Source organism: Methylomonas sp. MK1 (genome assembly GCF_000365425.1).
GTDB lineage: Bacteria > Pseudomonadota > Gammaproteobacteria > Methylococcales > Methylomonadaceae > Methylomonas.
Map to the genome: position 1 here is coordinate 1,902,766 of NZ_AQOV01000001.1, position 24,201 is coordinate 1,926,966.

Genomic DNA, 24,201 nt, shown 5'->3' on the forward strand with positions numbered 1-24,201 from the left:
TAAACCTTATTGAACCGCGTCTTTCAGGCCTTTGCCGGCTTTGAAGGATGGCAATTTGGCGGCGGCAATGGTTATGGCCTCGCCGGTTTGAGGATTGCGGCCAGCGCGTTCGGCACGCTCTTTCACTTCAAAGGTACCAAAGCCTACTAACGCCACCGAATCCCCCTCTTTCAGTGCGGATTGGATGGATTGAGTGATGCCATCCAATGCGCGACCGGCGTCGGCTTTAGTTAGATTGGCGTGGCTGGCGATGGCGTCGATTAGGTCGGATTTGTTCATTAAATAATTTCCTAAGGAATATAAAAATAGATTTGTTCTTACATTAATTTGATAGGCATTTTTACCAAAATTTGCAGTATCTACCAAACAAAAACGTGCAAAAGAGCAAAACTCCCGCTATCAAAACTTCCACAAATACTAAGGCGTTTTTCTGTTGTTTATAGCGTTTGTCGAGTTCTCCATACATTGGCATTAATTTAGTAGCCAACGCAGCATGTTCAATCGTTAATTTATCTTTTAATTCACTTATTTCATCATTAATCGCTTTCAAGCTATGACGCTGATTCCTTAAAAGCATATTCATAAAACCAGTAAATATTAGGGCACCAAACCAAAGAGCCCAATTTTTTAAAGAATCTCCCGCATTTTCGTCCATCTGAGATCCCACTAACAGCAGAGCCGCAGGGACGGCTAATAGCTGATTTTGAATCTCCGCAAACACCTTGTTCAATTTCAAGGTGTATTCCAAGCGGTTTTCCTGAACTTCCTCTCGCACTTTCTCAAAAGAAAACCCGGCAACATAAAGTTGGTAATTATCGCGAGCCCGCCGTTTGAGTTCGTCAAACACGGTAAGTAGATGCTTAAACCTCTCATCACCGGGTACATTTTTCAGCATTTCCATCAACGCAGACTTGAGAATACTTTTACGCTGCTCTGTATGAGCATCGTCAACGATAAATTCGTTACGCAGGCAATTTAACTCAGAAAGCGCTCTTAGATCGGCTGCCCCATAATCGATAATTAACTCGAATTTCTCCTTGACCATGAAAACTAACGCAAGACGACCTGCACTAGGCTGAGAAACATCGGCTATCTCCTCCAGTAATTTTATTAAATCGACAACTTGAGAATATCTTTCGGCAAATTGATCCTGATTGGCATCGACAGAATAGAAATTTGTTTCTAAGACGAAATATGACCTCGGCTTAGCAAAACGAAAGTTATGATGTTGTAAAAACTCATCCCAAGTACTCGCAAAAAACATCTCGGGTAGACGTGGTAACGCAACCTCTCTAACTTTAAATGGCTGACCAAGCGCTCGCTGTTCATCAAAGTCTGTTGGCAGCATGTAATGGCCATCAGCATCTAATCTTTTCAAAACTGTGAGCGTTTCAGCCGTAAGACTATCGATGCAACCATGAAGTAGCGCATCCTCCACGATGGGTGCCGTCAATTCTCGGCATAGTCTTACAACCAAATCAAGTTGGGTCATCGTTTTCAGTTGCTGTCGGTTTTAAGCGTTGTTTAAATTCCAAAGGCAAATCTTTGATAATCAGCGTTTCCGCAATGTCATCATAGATGACACGTGAGCCTAGAATCGACTCTTCGAAATCCAATGTCAACTTTGAATCCTTAATCCGATGGCGTCGCAAACCGCGGTATATTCGACTATTCGGTTCAAAGCCATCGCCAAGTGGGTATTCTTTACTCGTGACAAATTCAGAGAAGCTAGCAGGCTGTTGGTCGTCGAGCCGCATAGACAATGCATCCAAACTAATGCCTTTCTTTTCCTTGGTGCATTCGACACAGTACGCATGAACCCTCTGGCGTATTTCTCGCGCCTTATCAACATCAAATTGCTTCTCTTCGCAATAATCCCTGACTACCTGGAGTAAAAGCTTTGTTTGCTCTGCCGATTCGGTTAATTCCGTAACGCCAAGAAAATCCCGAAAATAATCCGTAGCACTTTTACTATCTTCACCACTACGTCGTTTTTTAATAAAGGTCACGTATCTATCTTTTCCTTCCTTCCACGCCGTTATATTAATTCTGGCAGCTTCGTGAAGGTGATCAATGTCGAAATTGACCGTTTTATTAATTGTCAGTGTGGTGTCGTCGATGCCTGTACCAGCCTTTAATTTGAGCGACACAACGAACATGAAATCCTGGCCATTTTCCTGGTAACGAGCAAAAAATAGATAGCCCCCAGTGGCAAGAGACGCGCCGTCGATAGCTTTTTGGTAGCAGGTTTTCAGTCCCAGTGTAAATACCCCAAGTCCCTGTTGGTCTGCCAAGTATTTATCGAGCAAATCCGGAAAGGGGTAAGCAACATCCCCAATTATGAAGGCCCCATAACCACGGGTCATGGTTCGATTAAAAACATCACGAATCCCATCCACCAAATTTTGTAAATTATCTTCATTTGGCAAAACCTCATCCCGCATTTTGGCTACCGACGGTTTGTGTCTGTCCTTATCAAACCGATGGACGATCGCTTCCTGAATAATCATTTCTATGCTCCAACGAATATAAATTCCATTAACGGGATATTGCGTAAGTCTGCCCCAAGGCCACTATTGTCTTAGTTTCGCAGACCCGTCTGCGAATTTGCCAGACACTGTCTGGCGAAATTTATCGAAGTAAAACCAATCGCTGACCAATGCAAACACTCACAATCCAATCCCCGGCTGTGGTGGCACATTTGGCGGGGTTAGACCAGGATGATAGGTCGTATCAAACACCGTGTCCGTCAACCAGCGCTTAAAGTTCGGATTGTCGCTAAACTGTTTGAACAGTTCGGTATGATCGGCCAGTAGTTCGAGAATTACTCGATTTAACGCTTTGTCATGTTCTAGGCGAGCGTTCTGTTTGTCGGAGTGCTGCACGGCATTTTGATAGGCCTTGTCTTGAGAAACCCGATTCGGAATTTCCTCGGTAATCACCTTACGAATCTTGTCGCCATCCTTCCATTCGATATTGCCGAACAAGTCGTTAAAGGCTTTGATGATGTTGGACAATTTGTCGATTTCGGTAATTTTGCCACCGCCGCCAGCACTGGTCGGTGCCGGTTCTACACTGCCATCCTCATCTTCCATGCCCATACTCAATGCGGCTTTCACTTCGGGGCGATAGCTGTCCATGTCAATGGCGTCGAGCACACCCTTGGAAAGGTCTTCCTCTTTTGGTGCCGGTAGTTTCGGAATCAGGAAATTCAGGAAGATCGCCAGTTTTTCCCAAGCCGGGTGACCATAGGTCAAAATAGCCCCAAGAAACCCATAGCTGCGGACAAAAGCCTTGGCTTTGCCTTTGAACTCGACTTGCGCATCTTCACCCAATTGCTGTTTGTACTCTTCGACGCAAACATCCAGAATCGGGTCCAGCTTGTCGCGTTCCGCGCCTTTAACGTACAGCGCTACCAAGTCTTCCACCTGTTGCCAGGCATACACCTGATGGCTGTCCAGATCGTTTTTCAGGTCATGCAGCTTGTTCGGATCGGTTTCGCCGATTTGGACGGTCGCACGGTAATATTCCTGAAACGCCGCCTTCACCGCTTCGGCGTTGTCGGCAAAATCCAGCACGAAGGTGTCGTGTTTCTGCGGATGGGCGCGATTCAACCGCGATAAGGTCTGCACGGCCAACACCCCGGCCAATGGTTTATCGACATACATCGTATGCAGCAACGGTTCGTCGAAGCCGGTGACGAATTTATTCGCAACAATCAAAATCCGGTACGGATCCTGTTTCAACCTGGCCGGAATTTCCTTGCTGGGAAAGCCATTCATATCGGCCTCGGTCAGGTTCTTGCCGCCTACCTCATGTTCGCCGGAAAACGCCACGATGGCCTTGTACGGGCTTTTGATTTCCCGCAAGTAATCGCTGATCTCACGGTGATAATCGATGGCCCGCGCGATGCCGTTGCAAACCACCATGGCCCGTGCCTGCCCGCCGATCTTGCGCTTGCCGATCACTTGCGCCGTAAAATGGTCGATCATGATTTCGGCCTTGCGGCGAATGGCCTTGTCGTGCGATTCGACGTAATGGCGGATTTTCTTTAACGCCTTGACCTTGTCAAAATCCGGGTCGTCTTCCACGGTCTTGGCGACCCGGTAAAAGCTGTCCACCGGCGTGTAATTCTTGATGACATCCAGGATGAAACCTTCCTGAATCGCCTGTTTGGTGGTGTAAGTTAATTCCGGGGGCGAGCGGAAATGTACTTCTTCGCCCTCCTGGTACCGCTCGCCGAACAGCTCCAGGGTTTTGTTTTTCGGCGTCGCGGTAAAGGCAAAGTAACTGGCGTTAGCCAGCATCTTGCGTGATTCGATTAGTTTGTTCACCGCATCCTCGACCGACTCTTCATCGTCCTCGTCGTCGCCGGGCGCGGCGGACAAGGCGATGTGCATCTTGGCGGTAGTCTTGCCGCCCTGACTGGAATGCGCTTCGTCGATCAGCAACGCAAAGCGGCGGGAACCCAGATCGTCCAGTTCATCCAAGATAAATGGAAATTTCTGCACCGTGGTGACGATGATTTTCTTGCCCCTACGCAGAAAGCCGCGCAACTCCTCGGCGCTATCGGAATGACCAAAGATCGAGGCGACATGGTCATAGCCCTTGATGGTCTTGGCAATTTGCGTGTCCAGCGCACGGCGGTCGGTGATCACGATCACCGAATCGAACTGGGCGCTATTGGCATCGTCGGCTTGCTTCAACTCCACCAACTGATGCGCCAACCAGGCAATGGTGTTGCTTTTACCGCTGCCTGCCGAATGCTGGATCAGGTAACGGCGGCCCACGCCTTCGGTTCCGCAACGACGCAACAAGGCCCGCACCGTGCGCAGTTGATGGAAGCGCGGGAACACCTGCTTGCGTTTTTTCTTGCCGCGTTCGTCTTCCTCTTCGACGATCTGGGCAAAGTTTTCGATGATGTTGGCCAGCGATTCCTTGGCCAATACCCGCTTCCACAGGTAATCGGTTTTTAGGCCGTCCGGATTGGGCGGATTGCCGGCGCCGCTGTTCCAGCCTTGGTTGAAGGGTAAAAACCACGCCGTTTTGCCGGTCAGATGCGTGCAAAACGCCACCTCGCTATCGTCCACCGCAAAATGCACGATGCAGCGGCCCATTTGAAACAACAATTCGCGCGGGTCGCGGTCAGTTTGATATTGGATGATGGCGTCGGCCACGGTTTGCTTGGTCAGCGAGTTTTTCAATTCAAAGGTTGCCACCGGCAGGCCGTTGATGAAAATCGCCAAATCCAGCGAACGTGCGGTTTCATCGTTGCTGTAACGCAGTTGGCGGGTGATGCTGAACAGGTTTTTGGCGAAATTCTCCGCCGAACTGACATTACCCGGCGTCGGCAGGAATTTATACAAATCGACATGCACCGGGCCGTGGCTGACGCCCTTACGCAACACATCCACCACGCCGCGTTTGGCGATCTCGCCCTGAATGCGGTGCAGAAACTGGCTGCGTTTGATACCGTCCTGCGCCAACTCCAGCGTTTCGACGGTCTTGGGCTGGGTGGCTTGCAAAAAGCCCAGCAACTTGACCACATCCAGCGCCACGTCGCGGTTGTAATCGGCTGGCAGGCCTTGCTGATAGCCGCCAAGGCTGTAATAGCCCACGCTGGATTGGACCGCGTTATCCGCGGCAACGTCCGGTGTCGGTTGACCGGTGAGATGTTTAACGATCAGGGCTTCCAAACCTTTTTCGCTGGTATCGGTGGGCTTCATGCGTTGTCTCCCTTTTTCCGGCTCGGCAGCAACTCTTTGCGTCGGGCGATCTGTTCACGTGCGCTTTGCATCAGGGCATGGATTTTTTGCTCGAATACTGGCCGCTCTGGGAACACCGTCCAGTATTCGGCCACCATGATGTTGTCCTGATCCAGTTGCAGCAGCTCAATTTGCTCTCGGCTCTTTTCCGCGCATAGAATCAGGCCGATAGGCGCGTTTTCGCCCTCCTGCCGTTCATAGCGGTTGAGCCAGCCCAGATACAAATCCATCTGCCCCTTGTGCCCAGCCTCAAATTTTCCGATCTTCAGCTCCACCGCCACCAAACGCTTCAAGCGTCGGTGGAAGAAAAGCAGGTCCAGGTAAAAGTCATCGCCGCCGATGATCATGCGCTTCTGACGCGCGACGAAGCTAAAGCCACCACCCAATTCCATAATGAAGCGTTCCAACTCGCGCAGGATAGCTGCCTCCAAATCAGCCTCCAGGTAGCTATCGTGCAACCCGAGCATATCCAGCAAATAAGGGTCTTTAAAGGTATCGTGCGGGATGGCGCCGGTCTCGGACAGTTGCGCATTGGCAATTTCCTTGCGCTCGAATGCCTTGCGGGCGATCAGTTGGCGCAGCTCGCGTTTACCGAGCTGGCGGGAAGCCACCTCGCGGAGATAGTACAGGCGAGCCTCGGCTGTTTTAATTGGCAGTACTTCGATGATGTGTGACCAGCTCAATTGTGTCGCCAGCGGCGACACAATTCCGAAGTCCGGAAACTGCTCGGCAAACTGCATCATCCGGCGCAAGTTGCGTACCTCGAAGCTACGCCCGTAGTTGGCGCTCAATTGTGCCGACAGTGTCGGCACAATCTTTTGCCCGTACTCCGCACGCTGGTGGTGCAGAATTTCACTATTGACCTGCTGCCCAATGCGCCAGAACAAAAACACCGTAGCACTGTTCGCCTGACGCGACAGGGTCTGGCGGGCCTCCTCGATCAAGTCCGATACTAGGGTAAACAGGTCGTTTTGCACGGCAAGCGCGGCGTCGGCCGGTTTGGGTCCGGCGGGTTTATTCTTCGCCATCCTCGTCCTCCCCATTGGGTTCGATGTCTTCGTCGCCGCCCAGTGCCGCCAGGTCTTCCTCGGCCACCACGTCGTCCGGGCCGGGCAGCCAGTCGCGCACGTCGATTTGGCCGGTGACGACGTCGGCAATCAAGCGGTCGCGGTACTCGCGGATGAGGGCGATTTCCTTCTCGATCTCACGACGTACCGATTGCTCTTCGTTGAAGAAATCGGTGACTTCGCGTTGCAGATGCAGGGGCGGAACCGGAATCTTCTCTTTCAACAATGAGCGAGGGTTTAGCGGACGATTGCGTCCCGCTGCGCCTCGTGAATGGTGGTTCAGGAGCAGGTCGCCTGCCTTGCTCAAGAAGAATGTATAGAGATACTCCGGCGTGACAGAATCAAGCATGCACTTGGCAATTGGGTAGCGATGGGAGGCGATACAGCCATCATCTTCAGCATTGGCAACGGCAACAGCACCTTCCCAAGCGAACTGCCCGCTAAAAATCAGATCACCTTTTTCGATTCGTAAGAAAGTAGAATCCCCAAGATGCTTTCCTTCAGTTAACGGCTTGTGGAAAATGCCTCGACCACGGTTAAACATACCAATCGGCGTATATGTCTTCTCAGGATTTCTGGTAATTGGCTTCGTCAGAAGCGTGACGACTCGATCAAATCGAAGATATTGGGTTTCTGCAGATGAAATCGCCTGTTCTGCGAGCCCCCCCCGTTGCTCCGCCATCAGAACGATAAGATCGCGCTTAGCCTTGATGAAGCGGGCGATATGGGCATTTTGCACCCGCAGATAGGCGACGATTTGATCCTGCTCGGCACGTGGCGGCATCGGAATACTGAGTGACGCAAAGCGATCAGAATAAAGCCGCAAGAAACCAGAGGTTCCCGTCCCAAGCCCTTTCGACTCAGACCGGAATAAACCTCGCATTGGTGCCGATCGAAACAAGTGCCCCAGAAATTCTGGATTGTCATCTCGAATTAACCTGAACACCGCGTAGTCCGGACTAACAAGACCAAATAACGAACTACGAAAGAACATCGCATTCCCCGCTTGCATTCGGTTCAAAACCAGTTCGTTAGGATACGTTAGCTTGTAGCCGATCAGATGTTCCGCACCGATAAGCTTGTTAGAGACATCGTTGTGAGGAACCAGTCCTCGATGCTGGCGCATTGACAATAATTGCTCTTCACCGGTTGTCGAACGGTCATCTATTTCTCGGAGGAAATGTTTGGCACGTAACAACTGCCAATGCGCCGGCACACACGGCACCCATCTGGACGAAGTATCCTTATAGTCCGTGTAGGCTGATAGTTTATCCATCAACCGACTCCCACGATTTTATGCAGCAAGCCTTCGGTTTGCTGTTCCAAGGCCAGAATATCGGCGCGGATTTGCTCCAGCGTTCGCAGCGGCGCGGGCCGGTAGAAGTAACGGGCAAAAGAGATTTCATAGCCAATTTTGGTGGCGTCCATCGCAATCCAGGCGTCAGGGGCATGCGGCAATACTTCGCGCGCAAAAAAAGCTTCGATGCCGCCGGGCTCGTTCAGCGGCACTTGTTCAATGTCGCGCAAATCGCTGTCGGCTTCGTATTCCAGCATGTAGCGGTCTTTGCCGTCCTGCTCCAGATAAGCGCCGTCGTAGCCGGGTTCGAAGAAGTCATTGGCTTTGAGTTTTGTGCGTTTGGCGATCACCGGCGGCGAGGTTTCGTCTCGCCAGCTGACGGCTTTGTAAATGATCTTTTTATCAGAAGCGCTGGGTTTCTTGTCTAGCTGTTTCATGGCCGCATCGAAACGAGTGCGGAACTGGTTATGATCGTCGAACAGTCCTTCGCCAAGTTCCTGTTGTGCCAACCGGGCCAGTTCGACCAGGGCTTTGTCGCGTAGCCAGGTGGCGGGGTCGAGCAATTTCTTGCGCTTTTGAGACGATACGTTCCTGTACCGTCCCCCTTCGGGGTCGCCATCCGCCTCTTCGTCGCTATCGTCGCCTTTCAGCCAAGCTTCGATCTCGGGCCGTAGTTTGGCGAATTGATCGTACAGCGCTTCACCCCAGCGGCTGTATATTTCGCTACGCAAGGCTTCGTCGCCGGAGGCAAAGCGCAGGGTTTCGATAGCGCTACGTTTGAGCTGGCTCTTCAGGCGTAACGGCCGCTCGACGGTGATTTTCCAATAGCCGAAATCGGCGTTGTCGAACCACTTGGATTCCGGCGTTGTTTTTGCCGCATCGTCATCCGCCGGTGGCGATTGCAGGTAATGCTCCAGAATCCGCGCAATGTCAGGTTCGCTTAGCTCGCAGTTTTTCTTGCCCATGTTACGGCGCAAGGGCTGGAACCATTGGCTGGCATCGATCAATTGCACTCTGCCTTTACGGTGTTCGGTCTTGCGGTTGGTCAGCACCCAGATGTAGGTGGCGATGCCGGTGTTGTAAAAAATATTCAGCGGCAAGGCGATGATGGCTTCCAACCAGTCGTTTTCGATGGCCCAGCGGCGGATGTTGCTTTCGCCCTGGCCGGCGTCGCCGGTGAATAGCGCCGAACCGTTATGAACCAGGGCAATACGGCTACCCAACGGGGTGTTGTACTTCATCTTCTGCAGCTTGTTGACCAGGAACATCAGCTGGCCGTCACTGGATCGGGTGATGAGTTTATATTCCGGGTCGCCATCGTGAGTGACCATAAAGCGCGGGTCGCTAAAACCGGCTTTGCCGCCCATCCTTTCCAGGTCGGTTTTCCAGCTTTTGCCGTACGGAGGATTGGACAACATAAAATCGAACTCGCGCGCCGGAAACTGGTCGGCCGACAAGGTGGATTTATCGGCGCCGCCGACGATGTTCTCGGCTTCTTCGCCTTCGCCCTTTAGCAGCAAATCGGCTTTGCAGATGGCGTAGGTTTCCGGGTTGATCTCCTGGCCGAATAAATGAATCGAGACTTCCTTGTCGTGACTGGCAGCCAGTTCCAGCAGCGTTTCTTCGGCCACGGTCAGCATGCCGCCGGTACCACAAGCGCCGTCATACAAAGTATAGGTGCCGGACTCGATACGGTCGGCGATCGGCACGAACAACAATTTGGCCATCAGTTTGACCACGTCGCGCGGCGTCCAGTGTTCGCCGGCTTCTTCGTTATTGTCTTCGTTAAAGCGGCGAATCAATTCCTCGAAGGCGGTGCCCATGCCGTGGTTGTCCAGCCCCGGCAGTTTGATGCGGCCATCGCCATCCCGTACCGGTTGCGGCGACAGATTGACGTCGGGATTGAGAAAGTCTTCAATCAGGTAACCCAAGACATTGGCATCGACCAGGGTCTGAATCTGGTCGCGGAATTTGAACTTGGCCAGGATTTCCTGGACGTTGTGCGAAAAGCCGTCGAGATAATCGGTGAAGTTATCGCGCAATCTTTGGCCTTGGCCGCTGGCCGCCAGACGCGACAGGGTAAATTCAGAAGTGTTGTAAAACGCCTGGCCGGCGGCCATGCGTAGCGCGCCTTCCTGGTCAACAACGCTATGTTGATCGAGGAATTTTTTGCGTTCCAATACGGCATCTTTGCTGGATTCCAGCACCGCATCGAGGCGGCGCAGCACGGTGAACGGCAGAATTACATCGCGGTATTTGCCCCTTACATACACATCGCGCAGACGGTCATCGGCGATGTTCCAGATGAAGTCTGCAATCCATTTGAGTTGGCTTTGGTCCATGGTTTCCTATCGCCGGTTTTCCGGCTTAATCGTTAAATTCGGGTTGATTCAATTCCGATGCGCCCATCCAGTAACACAATAATGGTGCCGGCAGACGCATGATTTGGCTGGCAGTCTCGCCGGTTTGTGGCAGACCGGTCATCAAGCCGAAGTCATCGAGTGACTTGGTGACAACATAGCCGCGGGCGATTTTCTTTTGCTCGCACAGTTCGATCAAACCTTTCAATTCCCGTGCGCCGGTATGCTGGGCTCGGTACTTCACTTCGAAGGGAATCAACTGTCCGCCGATTTCCGCTACCAAATCGACCTCACGGTCTTTTTTCCCGTGCCAGTAGGTAAAACGCACATTCTGGGAATAATAGCGCGCAAATAGGTGTTTAAACACCGCCGTTTCGGTCGCCACGCCCAAGGCGGCGGGATCGTCGATGATACTTTTGCCCTTGAGTAAAACAGCGGGCGCGATGGCGGCATCGGCCAAATAGATTTTAAAGCGACCCTTGAGTACGTCTTTGCCGTAACCGAACGGCGGCAGGCGATAAATCAGGTGGCATGCTTCCAACAGCTCGATGAAATGCTGAGCCGTGGGGCGCTTGACTTCCAGGTTGCTGGATAAGTCGGTGATATTCAGCAAACCGCCGTCGTGCATGCACAGGTACAGAAAGGTATGTTCAAGATCCAGAATGCGACGCACACCAAACAGTGCGGTCATATCGCGCTTGAGGGCCTTGTCTATGATGTCTTCACGAAGCAGGCGCTGGGCCTGGGTGATGCTTTCCACTTGGGCGGTTTGCGGGAAGCCGCCGCGAATCAGATACTCGTGAAAATGGCCGACATAAGGCACGGCGATTTCCTGCGCCCGGTAAAATTGCGGGGGCGTCCAGTCGAACAGCTCGGTCAGGCTTTTTAAGGGTGGCAACGCCGGCAGTTGCAGCTGTTTGATTTGCAGGTATTCGTAGAACGACAGCGTGGTCAGCCGAATGGTATGCCAACGTCCAACACCAGATTCCTGGTCGGCTTCCACCAAAGGCATGGCCGAACCGGTAAAAACGATGCGGCGCTGCTTGTTGAAATCGATCTGGTGTTTGACCCAGGTACCCCAATCACGAATAAACTGGGCTTCGTCGAGAAACAGGTATTCTGGGCCATCGACGCGCGGCTCGCGCTCGCGCCAGGCTTCCAACACAGCTTCGATGCCGGCCAACTTGAGCACCGGATGGTCAAAAGTGGCGTAAAGAATGTTGGCTGCTGGGACGGTCTGCTTTAATAGCGCGTCGATTTGTTGTTGCAACAGTGTGGTCTTGCCGACCTGGCGTGCGCCGGACAGCAAAATGGCGCGATGGACCGGTGGATGATTAATCCAGCGATTTAACTCGCGCGAAGCAGCCCGCTGCCAATCCGGTAAGTCCGCAATTGGCTCACCTCGCCACCAGGGATTGAATTGGGCCAATACGGCAATTAGTTCTTCTTTTGAGACTCTCATCAGTCAATATTAGCATTAGAATGATTTTATTGTCATGTATAGATAACAATAAATACAGCTTTATGCTGCTACTGCCGAATTTTTATAGATTCGTGCATTCTTCCGCCAGGATGCATGTCGTCAACTTTCAACAACACAGGTTCAATCCCACTCATACAAGCTTGTCAACTGCAAAGCAAACCTTAATTGTCTGGTCAAAAAACGACATCAAGACACTTTTGTAAACCTAATTCAAACTCCGATGATATTGCAGACTAACAATATTATTATGAATAGACTCATCAGCTTTAACGCCAACCAACTTATCGATAAGTTCAGGTTTTACAAACATCAAATCGGCAATCATTTTTCTGGACATACCGCATTGCTCGGCCAAAACTTTCATGCTGTCGAAAATAACTTCAGGCTTTTCCTGAACCATATCACGATCTTCATGCTCCTGAAGCGCTTCCCCGTGCCGACGTAATGTAATAACACCAGACCGATATTGCTCTTCCGAAAACACTCCAAGCTGCCGACCACGATACAGAATTGCCGCTTTTGAGACCCCCCAACGCATTTTGATGTCGGACAGTGCTTGCCAATTAAGCCGAGTGCCGCGTAACGCTTTTTGGCACTCCTTAATAAAATACGCGCGAGGCATTAAAAACGCGCTCGCAAATCGGTTGGCTTGGGATTCTGTTGCTCTATCCCCCGTTTGGACGCCAACGTGAATGGTCAAATGTCCAATTTCGTGCGCGATTCCAAATCGGGTACGGCAAGCCGATTTCCCTTCAGCATTTAACGTAATAACCGGCCGCCGAGTGGCAAACGAAATGGCGTCGATCTCGTCCGCTAACCCATCCGTTTTAACCAATACCGCACCAGCATTCTCAGCAACGCGGCTCATGTTGGCAATTGGTCCTAAGCCTAGCCCCCAATGAGACCGGCTTATTTCAGCAACGCGTTCAATCTCTTCGGGCGTTGATACCTCTTCATGCAGAAAATCGTAATTCGGAAATTCTAGATTCTGGTCAAGAACGGACACCAATCTCTTAAACAACTCGCCCTGAGCACGGGCGACCTGTTTAAGCGCAACTTTCGTGGTCAGCTGTTTACGGAAATGGCATTGCTCGTCCGAAATCGGCATCGGATCAACTTCCCTAAAAAATCGGGGTAGCACGTCCAAAGCTTCAGCTAAAGCTGTTTCCAGGTTTTCATGCGGAGGCTCTAAGCCTGATTCCAACCGGCTAAGATATTGTTTTGACTTATTGACTCTATCAGCCAAATCCTGCAAAGAAAGCCCGTGAAACAATCGAGCAAGCCGAAGGTTTTGCCCAAGGAAATCAGCGGTCATAGCCGATTGGCCTCGTCTGCGGATTCTGCGACTGATTTTTTCGGTTTGACGGCAGGTTTGCCTATCTCAACAGCTTCAGGAACAGCAACCGTATTAACGCTATGGAAAGTTCTGATCACGCCAGACTCCCATTGACATCTCACAACATCAGTCGCATCGAATCCGAGAAAAACAACTGAAGGCTCAGCATCATCATTGATGCCTTGATCAATGATGAAACAGTAACGGCACGGTTCCTCGTCGCTATCAACATCATCAAAAAATGACATTTGATAACGATTGGCCATTAAAACGGCTTTTTTCTTTGGGCTGTTCGGATCGTCACTACTGAATCGACAAGGCACGCTTCCAATTGTGAAGACCAAATCATTGGCGCTATTAATGATCTGTAACCAAGGATAGGTTTTCGCCAACGCCAACCGCTTAATCCGGTTTTTTTGCCTTCCGAATGCAGTACAGCCGCGGGTATAGTTATCATCTGTTTCAGAAGAAAGATCGTCGAGCGTTTTGTAGTGTTCATCTAGTAACAACTCTGCGACGATGGATAAACGTTCGTGAGTCAAATCCGAGTGGTAATGTATAGGTTGAGGAAGCATTCGCTCTCCAAATTGTGCAAGAATTGAAAATCGTCAACCTAATAATTGTGCATTTCTACTATTTTGTCAACTAAACAATTCGGATTCATTTGAATCCTCAGCCGAACTTTCGGTTAGCTTCTTCTCAACGGGATCGTCGGTTTGTTTCCTAGCGTGGGTCATAGCTAATGGTAACCAAGTTCCCTCTGACCTTTAGCGCAGCCGCATGCATTCGATAAGCCTCGTCATCATCGACCGCATGACTGCGAAAATCAGCAAATCCAGTTCGCTTTAGAAATTGCGCCAAATCCCACGTCTCCTGTTCGGATAACGAAACGCTCAAGCATATTTCATTCGGATTGGCGGTCATTGCACACCTGCTTTATCCGAGTCGGTCTCATCAACCACTGAATCCTCATCTTCGGAAAGTCGCTCTGGCTCATCCAACAGCCCTGATTCCTGCCGCGCTAACCGTACCTCATCACCATGCCCTTGAGCATACGCCGCCTGATGGGCATACCGTTCCATCGTCACAATTTTATTCGCCAGCCGCTGTAACCGCTGCTGCCACTCTAGGCGGGCCGCAATGCAATGTTTGTTGGAGATGATCTGGCACAGCCACAAGGTATCCATCACGATCATCAACTGATCGAGCAAACGAATCAACTCGACGAATTGCGCTATCTGGGGCGAGGCAATTTTCGCCACAAATTCCCTGGGGTGCGTATACGTGGGCGTTTCGCTGATGCCGTTGTCGGCCTTGAGTTTTTCCAGCCGTAACTTTTCCTGCTGAAGTTGCTCCGCGCATTCGGCAATCATCTGACTGACGAGGCTTTCGATTTCATCGACGGTCTCTTCCCGGCCGATGATGCGCAAGATCACGTCGATCGCATACAGGGACACCATTAGCCGGTGATAGCTGTTACGGATAACACGTATGGCTTGTTCGCTGTTGATGCTAAACGTACGTTCAAATATCGGCCGACTGATGGCGCGACGCTGGGCTGGTTTGGGCAGTGGAGCTACTTCGGACATGACCGTTTCCTGATGTGGACGAATGGTTCATGATCGTAAGCCAGATTCTTTTTAGCCTATCCGCAGACGATGACGAATTCGGCATCAGCTGCAAGAGCCCTTCAAAAAAATTCTGCTTCAATACCCGCCAACGGAATTGGTTGGCCATCGGCCTTCTCTTTCTCCCCAGACTTTCTCGGCTGGTCTTTCATGACTGCCTTGATCCGGCTTCGGTCGGCGTTCCGTTTTTAAGCGGCGACGGTGGTTTTCCATCGGCGTGTCAGGTGCGTCAAGCCTGATGTGAGTATTAATTGTTTAACCCTGCCGGGCGTATCGATTCCCCCAGGGATTCGAGGCGCCGGCATGCCCATCGCCGCGCCGCTGGGTATTGTTTTCGTTGAGTCGGGCGCGGCCGACAGGAGGAATGTCATCATGGCCAATCGCGGCGTGAACAAAGTCATCTTGCTGGGCCGCCTCGGCGCCGATCCGGATGTTCGCTTTATGCCCAATAACGGCGGCAAAGTAGTCGCCGTCCGTTTGGCAACCAGCGAAGTCTGGAGCGATCCAAAAAACGGCAAACAGGAGCGGACCGAATGGCATCGAGTGGTGTTTTTCAAAAAACTCGCCGATACCGCCGAGCAGTATTTGCACAAAGGTAGCCAGATCTACATCGAAGGCCGTTTGCGTACCCAGCAATGGGGCCAAGCAAATGACAAGCGGTACCGTACCGAAATCGTCGCCTTTGAATTGCAGATGCTGGATCGCCCTAGTGCATCGGCAGCCGCCAACAGTTCGTCATCATCGCCAGCAGCCCCTGAGGACGCCGATTGGGATGACGAATACAGCGATATGCCGATTCATTAAACCCCGGCGCGCCGATTATTGGCGTTCGATGGTTTGACGGTTACACCGCCGACCCTTTTCAGGTTTCGGTATTTCAACCCCCTGGGGAACTCCATTCCCCGGCGGGCAATGGCGTTCCCTTTTTTTATTGAAGGAGACCCACCATGAGCCAAAACAACCGCAACAATTTACCCAAAACTCGTGACTTGCCGATGCCGGCTGTTGTGCAACAAAGCTACGGTCTGTCGGAACAATCCTGGAAAGTACTGACGGAAGTGACCTTCCCGACAGCCAAAACACCGGAAGCCATCCTGATGGCGCTGGATTATTGCAAGGCCCGCAAGCTCGATATCTTCAAAAAGCCGGTGCATATCGTGCCGATGTGGAGTGCCGCTTTAGGCCGCAATGTCGAAACCGTCTGGCCGTCCATCATGGAAATTCAGACCACCGCATCCCGAACCGGTGTTTGGGCCGGCATGGATAGGCCCGTCTGGGGTCCTGATGTTACCAAGACTTTTACCGGTCGCTATAAGGACGACAACGAGCAATGGCAGGAATCTAGTGTCACCGTGACTTTTCCCGAATGGGTGGCGGTTACTGTGTATCGGATCGTCGGCGGCAAACGATGCGCCTTTACCGAGGAAGTCTACTGGCTGGAGGCTTATAGCACGGCCGGCGGTAAAAACTCGCAAGTGCCGACCGCCATGTGGATCAAACGCCCCAAGGGGCAATTATCCAAATGCGGTAAAGCAGCGTCGCTCAGGGCAGCCTTTCCGGAGGAATGCGGCTATGCCGCCGAGGAAATGGATGGCAAAACGCTCGACGACCTCACCGACGCTACCGTCATTGATGGCGAAGCGACTGTGTGGGAAGGCGATGCAGGGGATCGGTTTGCCGAATCACCCGAGCACACGCCTCAGGTGATCAACTTGTCGCAAATCCATCCCAAGGTGCAAAAGGCCGTAGCGGAATTGGTACGTCGTACCAAGGCGGCAGGTGCCTGGAAAGCAGCCTACGACTATGCCCACCAGAAGTTCAAAGGCATCGACCTGACCTTTGCGTTGGCCGAGTTGGACAAGGTATCGCAAGTTGAACCCAAGGCAACACAAGCCCTGGAACAAACCGAAAACACTGGCATGCCACCCTTGTCCGCGAAAGACATGGCGATGAATCAGGCCCGTCAAACCCTGGGGCACGCGGCGTAGAAACGCTGCAATCCTAAATTCTTTAACCACCCACGAGGGCGTCATGATTCGCCCATGGGGTAGGACATGGCGCTCTTCATTTATCAGGAGAGGTCATGAACACAAACGATCAATCATTAAACCGCGTGCCCTGTCATACCGACTGGCAACGTTACGATTCACCCACGGTGTTACGCCGTCACGGCCGTGGTTTTCTGGAACGCCTGTGGCGACCCCAGGCCAACGAACCGAACCCGCAGCCCTTGAGCCAACCGGAACTGACAACGCTGGCCGAGAGTTTTGGCGGTGTGTGTCTGCCGGCGCAAGACGAACTGCTGTTGCTGTTCGGCGATGGCCATTGGGCCCGGCGTTGCCAGACCCAGTTGCACAAGCTCGGTATCGAGTCGGTGCGCTTCGGTTGCCAAGTGCAGTTGACCGGATCTTCGCGATGAAGGTCATCGACGTTTCGCAACGTTCAGCCGCCTGGCGGCAATGGCGTTCACAAGGCGTCAGTGCCAGCGAAGCGGCCATCGTCATGAACCGCTCGCCATACAAAAGCCATTGGCGGCTCTGGGCGGAGAAGATCGGCTTGGTGCTGGAAGCCAGCCTGGACAACAACCCGTTGATCCGGGCCGGCATCCAGCAAGAGCCCGAGGCTTTGCAACGCTTCGAGGATAAACACGATCTGATGTTGTTGCCGCTGTGCGGCGAGTCGGAGCAGTTTCCGTTGATGCGGGCTTCGTTCGACGGCTTGTCCGAATCGAATGAGCCCGTGGAAATAAAATGTCCGCATGAAACCACGTTTCTGGATGTAGTGTTGAATCGGGAAGCTTCCGAGGCCTATCAACTGTATTGGTGCCAAGTCCAGCAACAACTGCTGGTTTCCGAAGCGCAACGCGGTTTTCTATTCTTCTACCACCAAGGCCAGGACATCGAGTTCGAAATTCAGCGCGATGAGACCTTTCTCACTGAACTGGTCAATACCGCGATGGACTTCTGGTCGGCGGTCAAAACGAAAAAGGAGCCGAGTAAGGATCCCGAACGCGATTTGTATTTACCCAAGTGTGATGCGGAACAGCAATGGCAACAACTGGCGGCGAGTTATCGCAATCGTGCCGTGAAAATCGCGGATTTGAAAGCTGAGCTAGCAACCTTGGAGGATAGTCAGGCGGCCATTGAAAACACTTTGGTGTTGCTAATGGGCGAATACGTGGCTGCCGAACACTCGGGGTTGCGTATCAGCCGGTTTCAAAGCCAGGGTGCCATCGATTACAAGGCGGCACTCCACGCCTTGCAACCGGATGTTCAGGCTGCGGTGCTGGAAGTTTATCGAAAACCGTCGGCCACGCGGGTCCGCGTAACTTGCCGGGACGATGACGGCAAACATGCCGAAGTGCCGTTCGATGCCCAAGCCTTGAAAGACCTGGCGGGCGTGGACTTTTGGTTTTGAGTTTGGGCGCTTCGTTTCACGACATCCTGTAACCCTGGCGGTTGCAGGGTGTCGCTTGATGGACAGGAACATACATTCGGTGCCGGCGTGTCGGTTTTAGGCTGGATTTTCAAAAAAGTCCAACCCAAAACCCGCATCGTTCAGGCATTCCCTTCGTGGAATCCCGAATCCGGTTTCGACCGGCGTTCCGTTATTAAGCGGCATGAGCGTTTGCCTCGTGTGCCAGGTGCGTCAAGCCTGGTGTTTTTGTTTGTCCCGTTGGGGTTCATCACCTTTGCGGGATTCGGTGACCCCTTTTTTTGATTGAAGGAGGTCATTATGAATCACGACTTTTGGAAAACATTGCATGGCTGGTTGAACGTTGCCCACAGCAACGACATTCAGGCCAAAAAGCGTTTGTTGCTGGAAATGCATCGTCAAATCTCGGACCCCGGTTTGAGAAGCGACATTCAGCGTATTGTCCGTTTGATGGATCGGGAGCTGTTGGCCCGCGCCGAATGGGCGATGTACTGCGTGATGCAGTTGCGTTAACTTTTTATCCGCCCTGGTTTGCCAGGGTTTAAATCACCCGTTGGGGCTCATTACCCCTCGGGGCGGTGTGCCCCTTGTCATTTGAGGCTAGTCCTCGAGGAGCGCATCATGTATCAACAATATTCGATTGCCGATACCTTCGGCATTGCAGCCCCGGCGTCCATGAAAGTGGAAGGCTTTGTCCCAGGCAAAAATGCTTATGTACCGGCGCAAAAAACCTATGTGTTTCGCAAGGATCACTTGCGAGATGTATTGGCGTTTTTAGGTGCCCACAATGGCGACGGCTTATACCTGACCGGGCCGACCGGTTCCGGTAAAACCTCGTTGTTGGAGCAAGTCGCGGCGCGTCTTAATTGGGGCGTGCATTCGGTCACCGGCCATGGTCGGCTGGAACTCAACGATCTGTTGGGTCAGTACATGCTGGTCGACGGCGGTGCGATGAAGTGGATCGATGGTCCATTAACCCTGGCGGTTCGCCTGGGTCATGTGCTATTGATCAACGAAATCGATGCCATTGACCCGGCAGAACTGATCGGTCTGAATGAAATCGTCGAAGGCAAGCCGTTGACGATTCCGCAGACCGGCGATGTGATCACACCGCACCCCAAATTTCGTTTGGTGGCCACCGGCAATAGTGCAGGTAGCGGCGATCAATCGGGCTTGTACCAAGGCGTGTTACGTCAGAACTTGGCGTTTCTGGATCGATTTCGGCTGATGGAAGTCGGTTACCCGGAGCCGGAAGACGAAATGAAACTGTTGGCCGATGTGGTGCCGAGCATGCCGGAAACGGTACGCGAAAGCATGATCAAAGTGGCCAACCAGATTCGTAAGGTGTTTATCGGCGGTGCGGATGGCAGCGGCATGTTATCAGTCACGTTATCGACGCGCGGTTTAGTGCGTTGGGCGTCATTGGTGGCCACTTTCAAAAGTGCGCCCAATGCCTTGGCCTATTCGCTGGATAGGGCCTTGACCTTTCGTGCCGAACCCGCCGAACGCGAAGCGATTCATCGCATCGCCAAGGATGTGTTTGGCGATGACTGGCAGGTCTAGTCATGGCCGCCTGGAATCTCTATCGTCATCGTAACAGTGACGGCAGTTCCAAGGACTGGGCAATCAGGAGTAATTCGGATGGATCAATAACGACGCGTTGGGGCAAAACGGCATCCTGTTTACCAGGCGTCAGCAACCGTAGTGGTGTTAGGCAATTCGACATTGAACGGCAAAAACAGGCTAAGGGCTATGTGTTTGTCGCAGAGGTCGATATTGATGGTGACGGCAATGTGGTGTTTCCGAGTAAGAGTTCGGTAAATACATCACAAAGGCCGCCTGAACCTGACGCAACTCCCGAATCTGTGCCAACACCGCCAGTCGAGGCACTGTATTGGACCATTGATTGCCATGCAAAGCAGTCTATCCGTGTGGAATTGGGTATCGAGGTTAGGCGACTGATCGGCGTTATTCAATCCGTATCGGATCAGCAATCTGAGCCTGAACAGGACTGGGATGGCTGGCAACAATTCATTGATGCCACCCTCAATGCCGAAACCTTTGAACTGAGCGGCCAGATTAAATCAGCCCACGGCGTTTTGCCCTGGCTGTTTTTACTGGCGCTGAAAGCAAAAGGCTTCAAAGGCATAGAGATTGATATTGCCACCGAAACCGCCCGAGACCTTTCGGTCGATCTGAAAGCTGAACAGGACGTGCTGGCATTGTTTGGCACCGATCTGGACAGCATCCGGGACACCGCAGAAGTCTTAGGTTTGCTCAAACCCCGATTAAATCTGGCAGCGGCTATGTCCGACACGGACGACTGCTGGTTTTAACCGGTTTGTACTTTTCATTTAACCCTAAGGGGCACATCGGCCCCAGCGGGGATAGGTGTGCCTCTCCTTTTAGGAGGTTCCCATGTCGCATGAAACGCAAGTGATCTTAGACCGCGTGGTCTTGGTAAAAGTGGACGCCAATATCTACGGCGCCCGCAAGAAACTGAAAAAAGAAGACCTGGTGCTGGCCGATGGTAGCAAATTGCCGCCGGAGGACTTAGCCAGCTTAGGGTCTAAACGTTTGCTCGATCCCGATAAGCTGACCGTATTCAACCGCCTGAAGAAGGAAGCCGAACGCATTTGTTTGCGCGTTGGCACCCGCTTTCTGGGGGGCTTTGCCGTACCGATTGAATCGGCCGCCAGTATTACTAATGAACTTGAGCGTATTGCGGTGGATTTTGCCGCGGCAAAAACCGAGTTTATTGCCGGTTACGATGCGGCAGTGACGGACTGGGTGTTTCGCCATCCGGAGTTTGCCGGCATCATCGAGCAAGCGGTAGATTCGGTGGAGTTTGTCTCGACGCGGTTGTCGTTTGATTTTCTGGTGGTCAGTGTCGGATTACCCGAGAGCTTGCCGCCGGCGGATGTCGCGCGTCTGGAAAGCAAAATCGGATCACTCAGCGAGCAGATGTTCTACGAAATTTCCGTGGAAGCCAATCAACTCATCGAGCAATCATTGCTGGGCAAGGAGCAAGTCACGCGTAATGCGTTACGGCCGATTCGCCGCATGCGGGACAAGCTCGATGGGCTAGGCTTTCTGGATCATCGAGTCGCGCCGGTCGTCAGCACCATTGACGATCTTCTGGCCAGAATACCCAACAAAGGCGCCATTGAAGGCGGCATTTTGCAGGAGATTCTGGCGACAGCGATGCTGTTGTCCGATCCGGATAAAACCCGGCGGCACGGTGAAGGCTTGTTGGTAAATCAAACACCCGTTGTTGAAGAGACGGACGTTGATGAAATCGTCGAACACGCGGAGTTAGAGCCTCCAACGGTACCAACAGCAACAACAGTCGCAGCCGAACCAACACCACTCATCGCTGAAAGCGTTTCAGACAGTCCCGATTTTACCGATCTGTTTGACGGCATCTTCGACGACGAACTCGAAGCGGAATTGGCGGCCGATGACTGGGCGCTTGAGGTCTTGCTGGATAAAAGCCAGGCCGAACTGGAAATCGGTAACCAAAACGATGAATCCAACCCGTCTGAACATCCAGCAGAACCGGAAACGGTGACTGCGGGAGACGATGAGGAGGCGGACGATTCCGACCAGGATTACTGGTTCTGAATGATCTGACTTTAATTAACTTTTCACCCACTGGGGCAAATTCATGTCCCACTGGGGTCATGGTTTGCCCTTAATTTAGGAGCACACCATGAAAAATATAACCTTACACAACGCATTTCCCATCGTCGCGGCCGCCATCGGCAATCGCTTTGGCGTCAAAGTCAGTGTCGGCGGTGATAAAGCCGAAACCGATGGGCAAACCATTTGGCTGCCGGCCTATGAGGGTGATGATCCGGATTACCAAGATGTCGCCTGGGGGCTGTTGGCACATGAAGCGGCGCATATTCGTTATTCGGATTTTTCGCTGCGCTATGGCAGTTCGATATTACGCCGGCGCTTATGCAATGCAATCGAGGATGTCCGTATCGAGCACGAACTGGCCAAAGACTTTCCAGGTACCAGGCTGACTATCCGCAAAGTGATTGAAAAGATGATTGCCAAAGGCGACTTTCTGGCCAGCAATATCGATGATCATCCGGCCAATATTCTGTACAGCTTTGTGTTGAAGAGTCTACGAGCCAGGGTGCTGGGTCAATCGGCGTTATTGCCATTGGTCGAGCAAACCGAAGAGGCATTGAAAGCAACGTTTCCGAAAGGTGCCGTAACGCGGTTGAAAGGCTTGTTGTCTGAAGTGCCTCTGGGTTTGCAAACGGAATCAGATTGCCTGCAATTGACCGATCGCATCCTGACCATGATTGAGCAGGAATTTGAGCAACAACGACAGCGTAATGAAGCACAGCCATCGGCAAATGAGGAAAACACGCCTGAGCCGGATGATACGGATCAGGATGCTGAATCAACCGATTCGGTTGATTCGAGCGGTTCGGATTGCCAGGAAGAAATGGGAACCCATGAACGATCACCCAACGACACAGACGACAATCCGTCTTCAGAGTCGGCGGGTAACGATGATTCGAATTCGGAAAATCCTGACGATGAACCGGCAACACCATCCGGCAGTTCCACATCCAGCCCGCACGGTAAAGATAAAGAAAACGCGGATATTGACGATCCGATGGGCGTCTTGCAAACCTTGTTGTCCGCTGGTGACAGTGACATCGAGCAGGATTTCTTCGAATCGCTGAAATCGGCGTTGTCGTTGGCGGCGGAAAACGTTTCGGAATTACTGATGCCCAGTGGCCACGAGCCACCGATGAATGATCGAGCCGGTGCGTTTTTGCTCCGTAAGGTGCAAAGCGAATCGGGGAAAATCCGCGCCGCGTTGCAAGGCTTGGTGCAGTCACAAACCCTCAGCCACTCGCAACACGCGTGTCGTGGACGGCGGATGGATGGCAAGCGTTTACACCGATTGCCGTTAGGTGAAACCAAGGTGTTTCAGCGCAAACAGACCAAAGCAGCACCCAATACGGCAATTCATCTGTTACTCGATAAATCCGAAAGCATGGGGTATCAGGTCACCGATAGTCAGAGCCTACCCATCGGATCGCGAATGCCGATTGCGTTGGAAGCATCTTTGGCATTGGCGATGGCCTTTGAAGGTATTCCAGGCGTCAATCCTGGCGTGACTGCGTTTCCTGGCCATCAAGATGACTCGGTATTTCGCTTGCTGGAACATGGCCAACGCGTGATTGCTCGCACCGGTGCTTTTTCGCTGGCCGCTGCGGGCAGTACGCCGATGACCGAAGCGATTTGGTTTGGTGCGGCATCACTGCTGCGATGCCGGGAGCCGCGCAAAGTGTTGATGGTCATGACCGATGGTCAACCCAATGATACTTTGAGCACGCTGGAACTGTTACAGCGCTGCCGGGATAGCGGTATTGAAACGGTCGGTGTCGGTTTGGGATTGGATGTTAGTCATCTGTTCCCGGTTGCCATCACCATTAACGATCTTTCAGAGCTCAGAGCGCAATTGTTTGAACTCTCGAAAGCGGTGTTGTTGGCGGCATAAATCCCAGTCGGTTATCCGTAGCCCAATCTTTAGGTATTAACCTGGCGATTGTGGCTATGGGTAGCTGATTGCAACCGCAGTTTGTCGAATGCACTCAATTCATGGAGCCCATTCGACAAACAGACATTTCATGCGTTCTTTCCAGAATGCTGAATCCGACTTCGGTCGGCGTTCCGTCTTTAGGCGGTGAGCACGTTAAACCGTGATCGTGTCGGGTGCGTTAAGCCCGATGTAAAGCGCAGAGATATTACTCTCTGCAAATTCTAAACCCGCTTCGGGCGACCATCGCCCGGCCGG

Annotated in this window: 22 protein-coding genes; 10 read left to right on the forward strand and 12 right to left on the reverse strand. The window is 52.2% G+C overall.

The window, feature by feature from the left end; all coding sequences use genetic code 11:
- Positions 1-6 precede the first annotated feature (6 nt).
- The 12 genes from G006_RS0108965 to G006_RS0109020 all read right to left on the reverse strand — a co-directional run bounded on the left by G006_RS0108965 (position 7) and on the right by G006_RS0109020 (position 14,897).
- Positions 7-279, reverse strand: coding sequence for an HU family DNA-binding protein (locus G006_RS0108965; protein ID WP_020482851.1), 273 nt, complete (start codon positions 277-279; stop codon positions 7-9).
- 61 nt (positions 280-340) lie between these two features.
- Positions 341-1,492, reverse strand: a complete 1,152-nt coding sequence (locus tag G006_RS0108970) for a hypothetical protein (protein WP_020482852.1) — start codon at positions 1,490-1,492, stop codon at positions 341-343.
- Entirely contained in the window at positions 1,479-2,510 is a 1,032-nt protein-coding gene (locus tag G006_RS0108975) for a nucleoid-associated protein (protein ID WP_020482853.1), read from the reverse strand. The genes G006_RS0108970 and G006_RS0108975 overlap by 14 nt, the downstream gene beginning before the upstream one ends.
- Before the next feature lie 159 nt (positions 2,511-2,669).
- Entirely contained in the window at positions 2,670-5,726 is a 3,057-nt protein-coding gene (locus tag G006_RS0108980) for a type I restriction endonuclease subunit R (RefSeq protein ID WP_020482854.1), read from the reverse strand.
- Entirely contained in the window at positions 5,723-6,793 is a 1,071-nt protein-coding gene (locus G006_RS0108985) for a PDDEXK nuclease domain-containing protein (RefSeq protein ID WP_020482855.1), read from the reverse strand. Before G006_RS0108985 ends, G006_RS0108980 begins: the two co-directional genes overlap by 4 nt.
- Positions 6,780-8,108 (reverse strand): restriction endonuclease subunit S, encoded by a 1,329-nt coding sequence (locus G006_RS0108990; protein WP_020482856.1) that lies wholly within the window; start codon positions 8,106-8,108, stop codon positions 6,780-6,782. Before G006_RS0108990 ends, G006_RS0108985 begins: the two co-directional genes overlap by 14 nt.
- The gene (locus tag G006_RS0108995; protein WP_020482857.1) at positions 8,108-10,471 is read right to left on the reverse strand and encodes a type I restriction-modification system subunit M; all 2,364 of its coding nucleotides are present in this window, start codon (positions 10,469-10,471) and stop codon (positions 8,108-8,110) included. The genes G006_RS0108990 and G006_RS0108995 overlap by 1 nt, the downstream gene beginning before the upstream one ends.
- Before the next feature lie 25 nt (positions 10,472-10,496).
- Positions 10,497-11,951, reverse strand: coding sequence for an ATP-binding protein (locus G006_RS0109000; RefSeq protein ID WP_020482858.1), 1,455 nt, complete (start codon positions 11,949-11,951; stop codon positions 10,497-10,499).
- A 226-nt stretch (positions 11,952-12,177) separates the two neighbouring features.
- Positions 12,178-13,287: a helix-turn-helix domain-containing protein gene (locus tag G006_RS0109005; protein WP_020482859.1), complete on the reverse strand. Its 1,110-nt coding sequence runs from the start codon at positions 13,285-13,287 to the stop codon at positions 12,178-12,180.
- Positions 13,284-13,883 carry a hypothetical protein gene (locus G006_RS0109010; RefSeq protein ID WP_020482860.1) on the reverse strand — a complete coding sequence of 200 codons (600 nt, stop codon included), beginning with the start codon at positions 13,881-13,883 and terminating at the stop codon, positions 13,284-13,286. The genes G006_RS0109005 and G006_RS0109010 overlap by 4 nt, the downstream gene beginning before the upstream one ends.
- Positions 13,884-14,031: 148 nt before the next feature.
- A complete protein-coding gene (locus tag G006_RS29520) occupies positions 14,032-14,232 on the reverse strand; it encodes a DUF7706 family protein (RefSeq protein ID WP_020482861.1) in 201 nt (66 codons plus the stop codon).
- Complete coding sequence (locus tag G006_RS0109020; RefSeq protein ID WP_020482862.1) at positions 14,229-14,897, reverse strand: hypothetical protein; 669 nt, start codon at positions 14,895-14,897, stop codon at positions 14,229-14,231. The genes G006_RS29520 and G006_RS0109020 overlap by 4 nt, the downstream gene beginning before the upstream one ends.
- A 29-nt stretch (positions 14,898-14,926) precedes the next feature.
- Between G006_RS0109020 and G006_RS28285 the strand changes: the two genes are divergently transcribed.
- The 10 genes from G006_RS28285 to G006_RS0109075 all read left to right on the forward strand — a co-directional run bounded on the left by G006_RS28285 (position 14,927) and on the right by G006_RS0109075 (position 23,904).
- On the forward strand, positions 14,927-15,175 hold the full coding sequence (locus tag G006_RS28285; protein WP_152428833.1) for a hypothetical protein: 249 nt from the start codon (positions 14,927-14,929) through the stop codon (positions 15,173-15,175).
- A gap of 1 nt (position 15,176) precedes the next feature.
- Positions 15,177-15,740 (forward strand): single-stranded DNA-binding protein, encoded by a 564-nt coding sequence (ssb, locus tag G006_RS0109030; protein ID WP_327036677.1) that lies wholly within the window; start codon positions 15,177-15,179, stop codon positions 15,738-15,740.
- 143 nt (positions 15,741-15,883) lie between these two features.
- The gene (gene bet / locus G006_RS0109035; protein WP_020482864.1) at positions 15,884-16,924 is read left to right on the forward strand and encodes a phage recombination protein Bet; all 1,041 of its coding nucleotides are present in this window, start codon (positions 15,884-15,886) and stop codon (positions 16,922-16,924) included.
- A gap of 95 nt (positions 16,925-17,019) precedes the next feature.
- Complete coding sequence (locus G006_RS0109040; RefSeq protein WP_020482865.1) at positions 17,020-17,355, forward strand: hypothetical protein; 336 nt, start codon at positions 17,020-17,022, stop codon at positions 17,353-17,355.
- On the forward strand, positions 17,352-18,353 hold the full coding sequence (locus G006_RS0109045; protein ID WP_020482866.1) for a YqaJ viral recombinase family nuclease: 1,002 nt from the start codon (positions 17,352-17,354) through the stop codon (positions 18,351-18,353). The genes G006_RS0109040 and G006_RS0109045 overlap by 4 nt, the downstream gene beginning before the upstream one ends.
- Before the next feature lie 318 nt (positions 18,354-18,671).
- Positions 18,672-18,884: a hypothetical protein gene (locus G006_RS0109055; protein WP_020482868.1), complete on the forward strand. Its 213-nt coding sequence runs from the start codon at positions 18,672-18,674 to the stop codon at positions 18,882-18,884.
- Between the two features lie 108 nt (positions 18,885-18,992).
- Positions 18,993-19,934: an AAA family ATPase gene (locus tag G006_RS0109060; protein ID WP_020482869.1), complete on the forward strand. Its 942-nt coding sequence runs from the start codon at positions 18,993-18,995 to the stop codon at positions 19,932-19,934.
- Positions 19,935-19,936: 2 nt separating this feature from the next.
- Entirely contained in the window at positions 19,937-20,707 is a 771-nt protein-coding gene (locus G006_RS0109065) for a hypothetical protein (protein WP_020482870.1), read from the forward strand.
- 82 nt (positions 20,708-20,789) lie between these two features.
- Positions 20,790-21,995: a DUF3150 domain-containing protein gene (locus tag G006_RS0109070; protein ID WP_020482871.1), complete on the forward strand. Its 1,206-nt coding sequence runs from the start codon at positions 20,790-20,792 to the stop codon at positions 21,993-21,995.
- A gap of 88 nt (positions 21,996-22,083) precedes the next feature.
- Positions 22,084-23,904 (forward strand): VWA domain-containing protein, encoded by a 1,821-nt coding sequence (locus G006_RS0109075; protein ID WP_020482872.1) that lies wholly within the window; start codon positions 22,084-22,086, stop codon positions 23,902-23,904.
- The last annotated feature ends 297 nt before the right edge of the window (positions 23,905-24,201 follow it).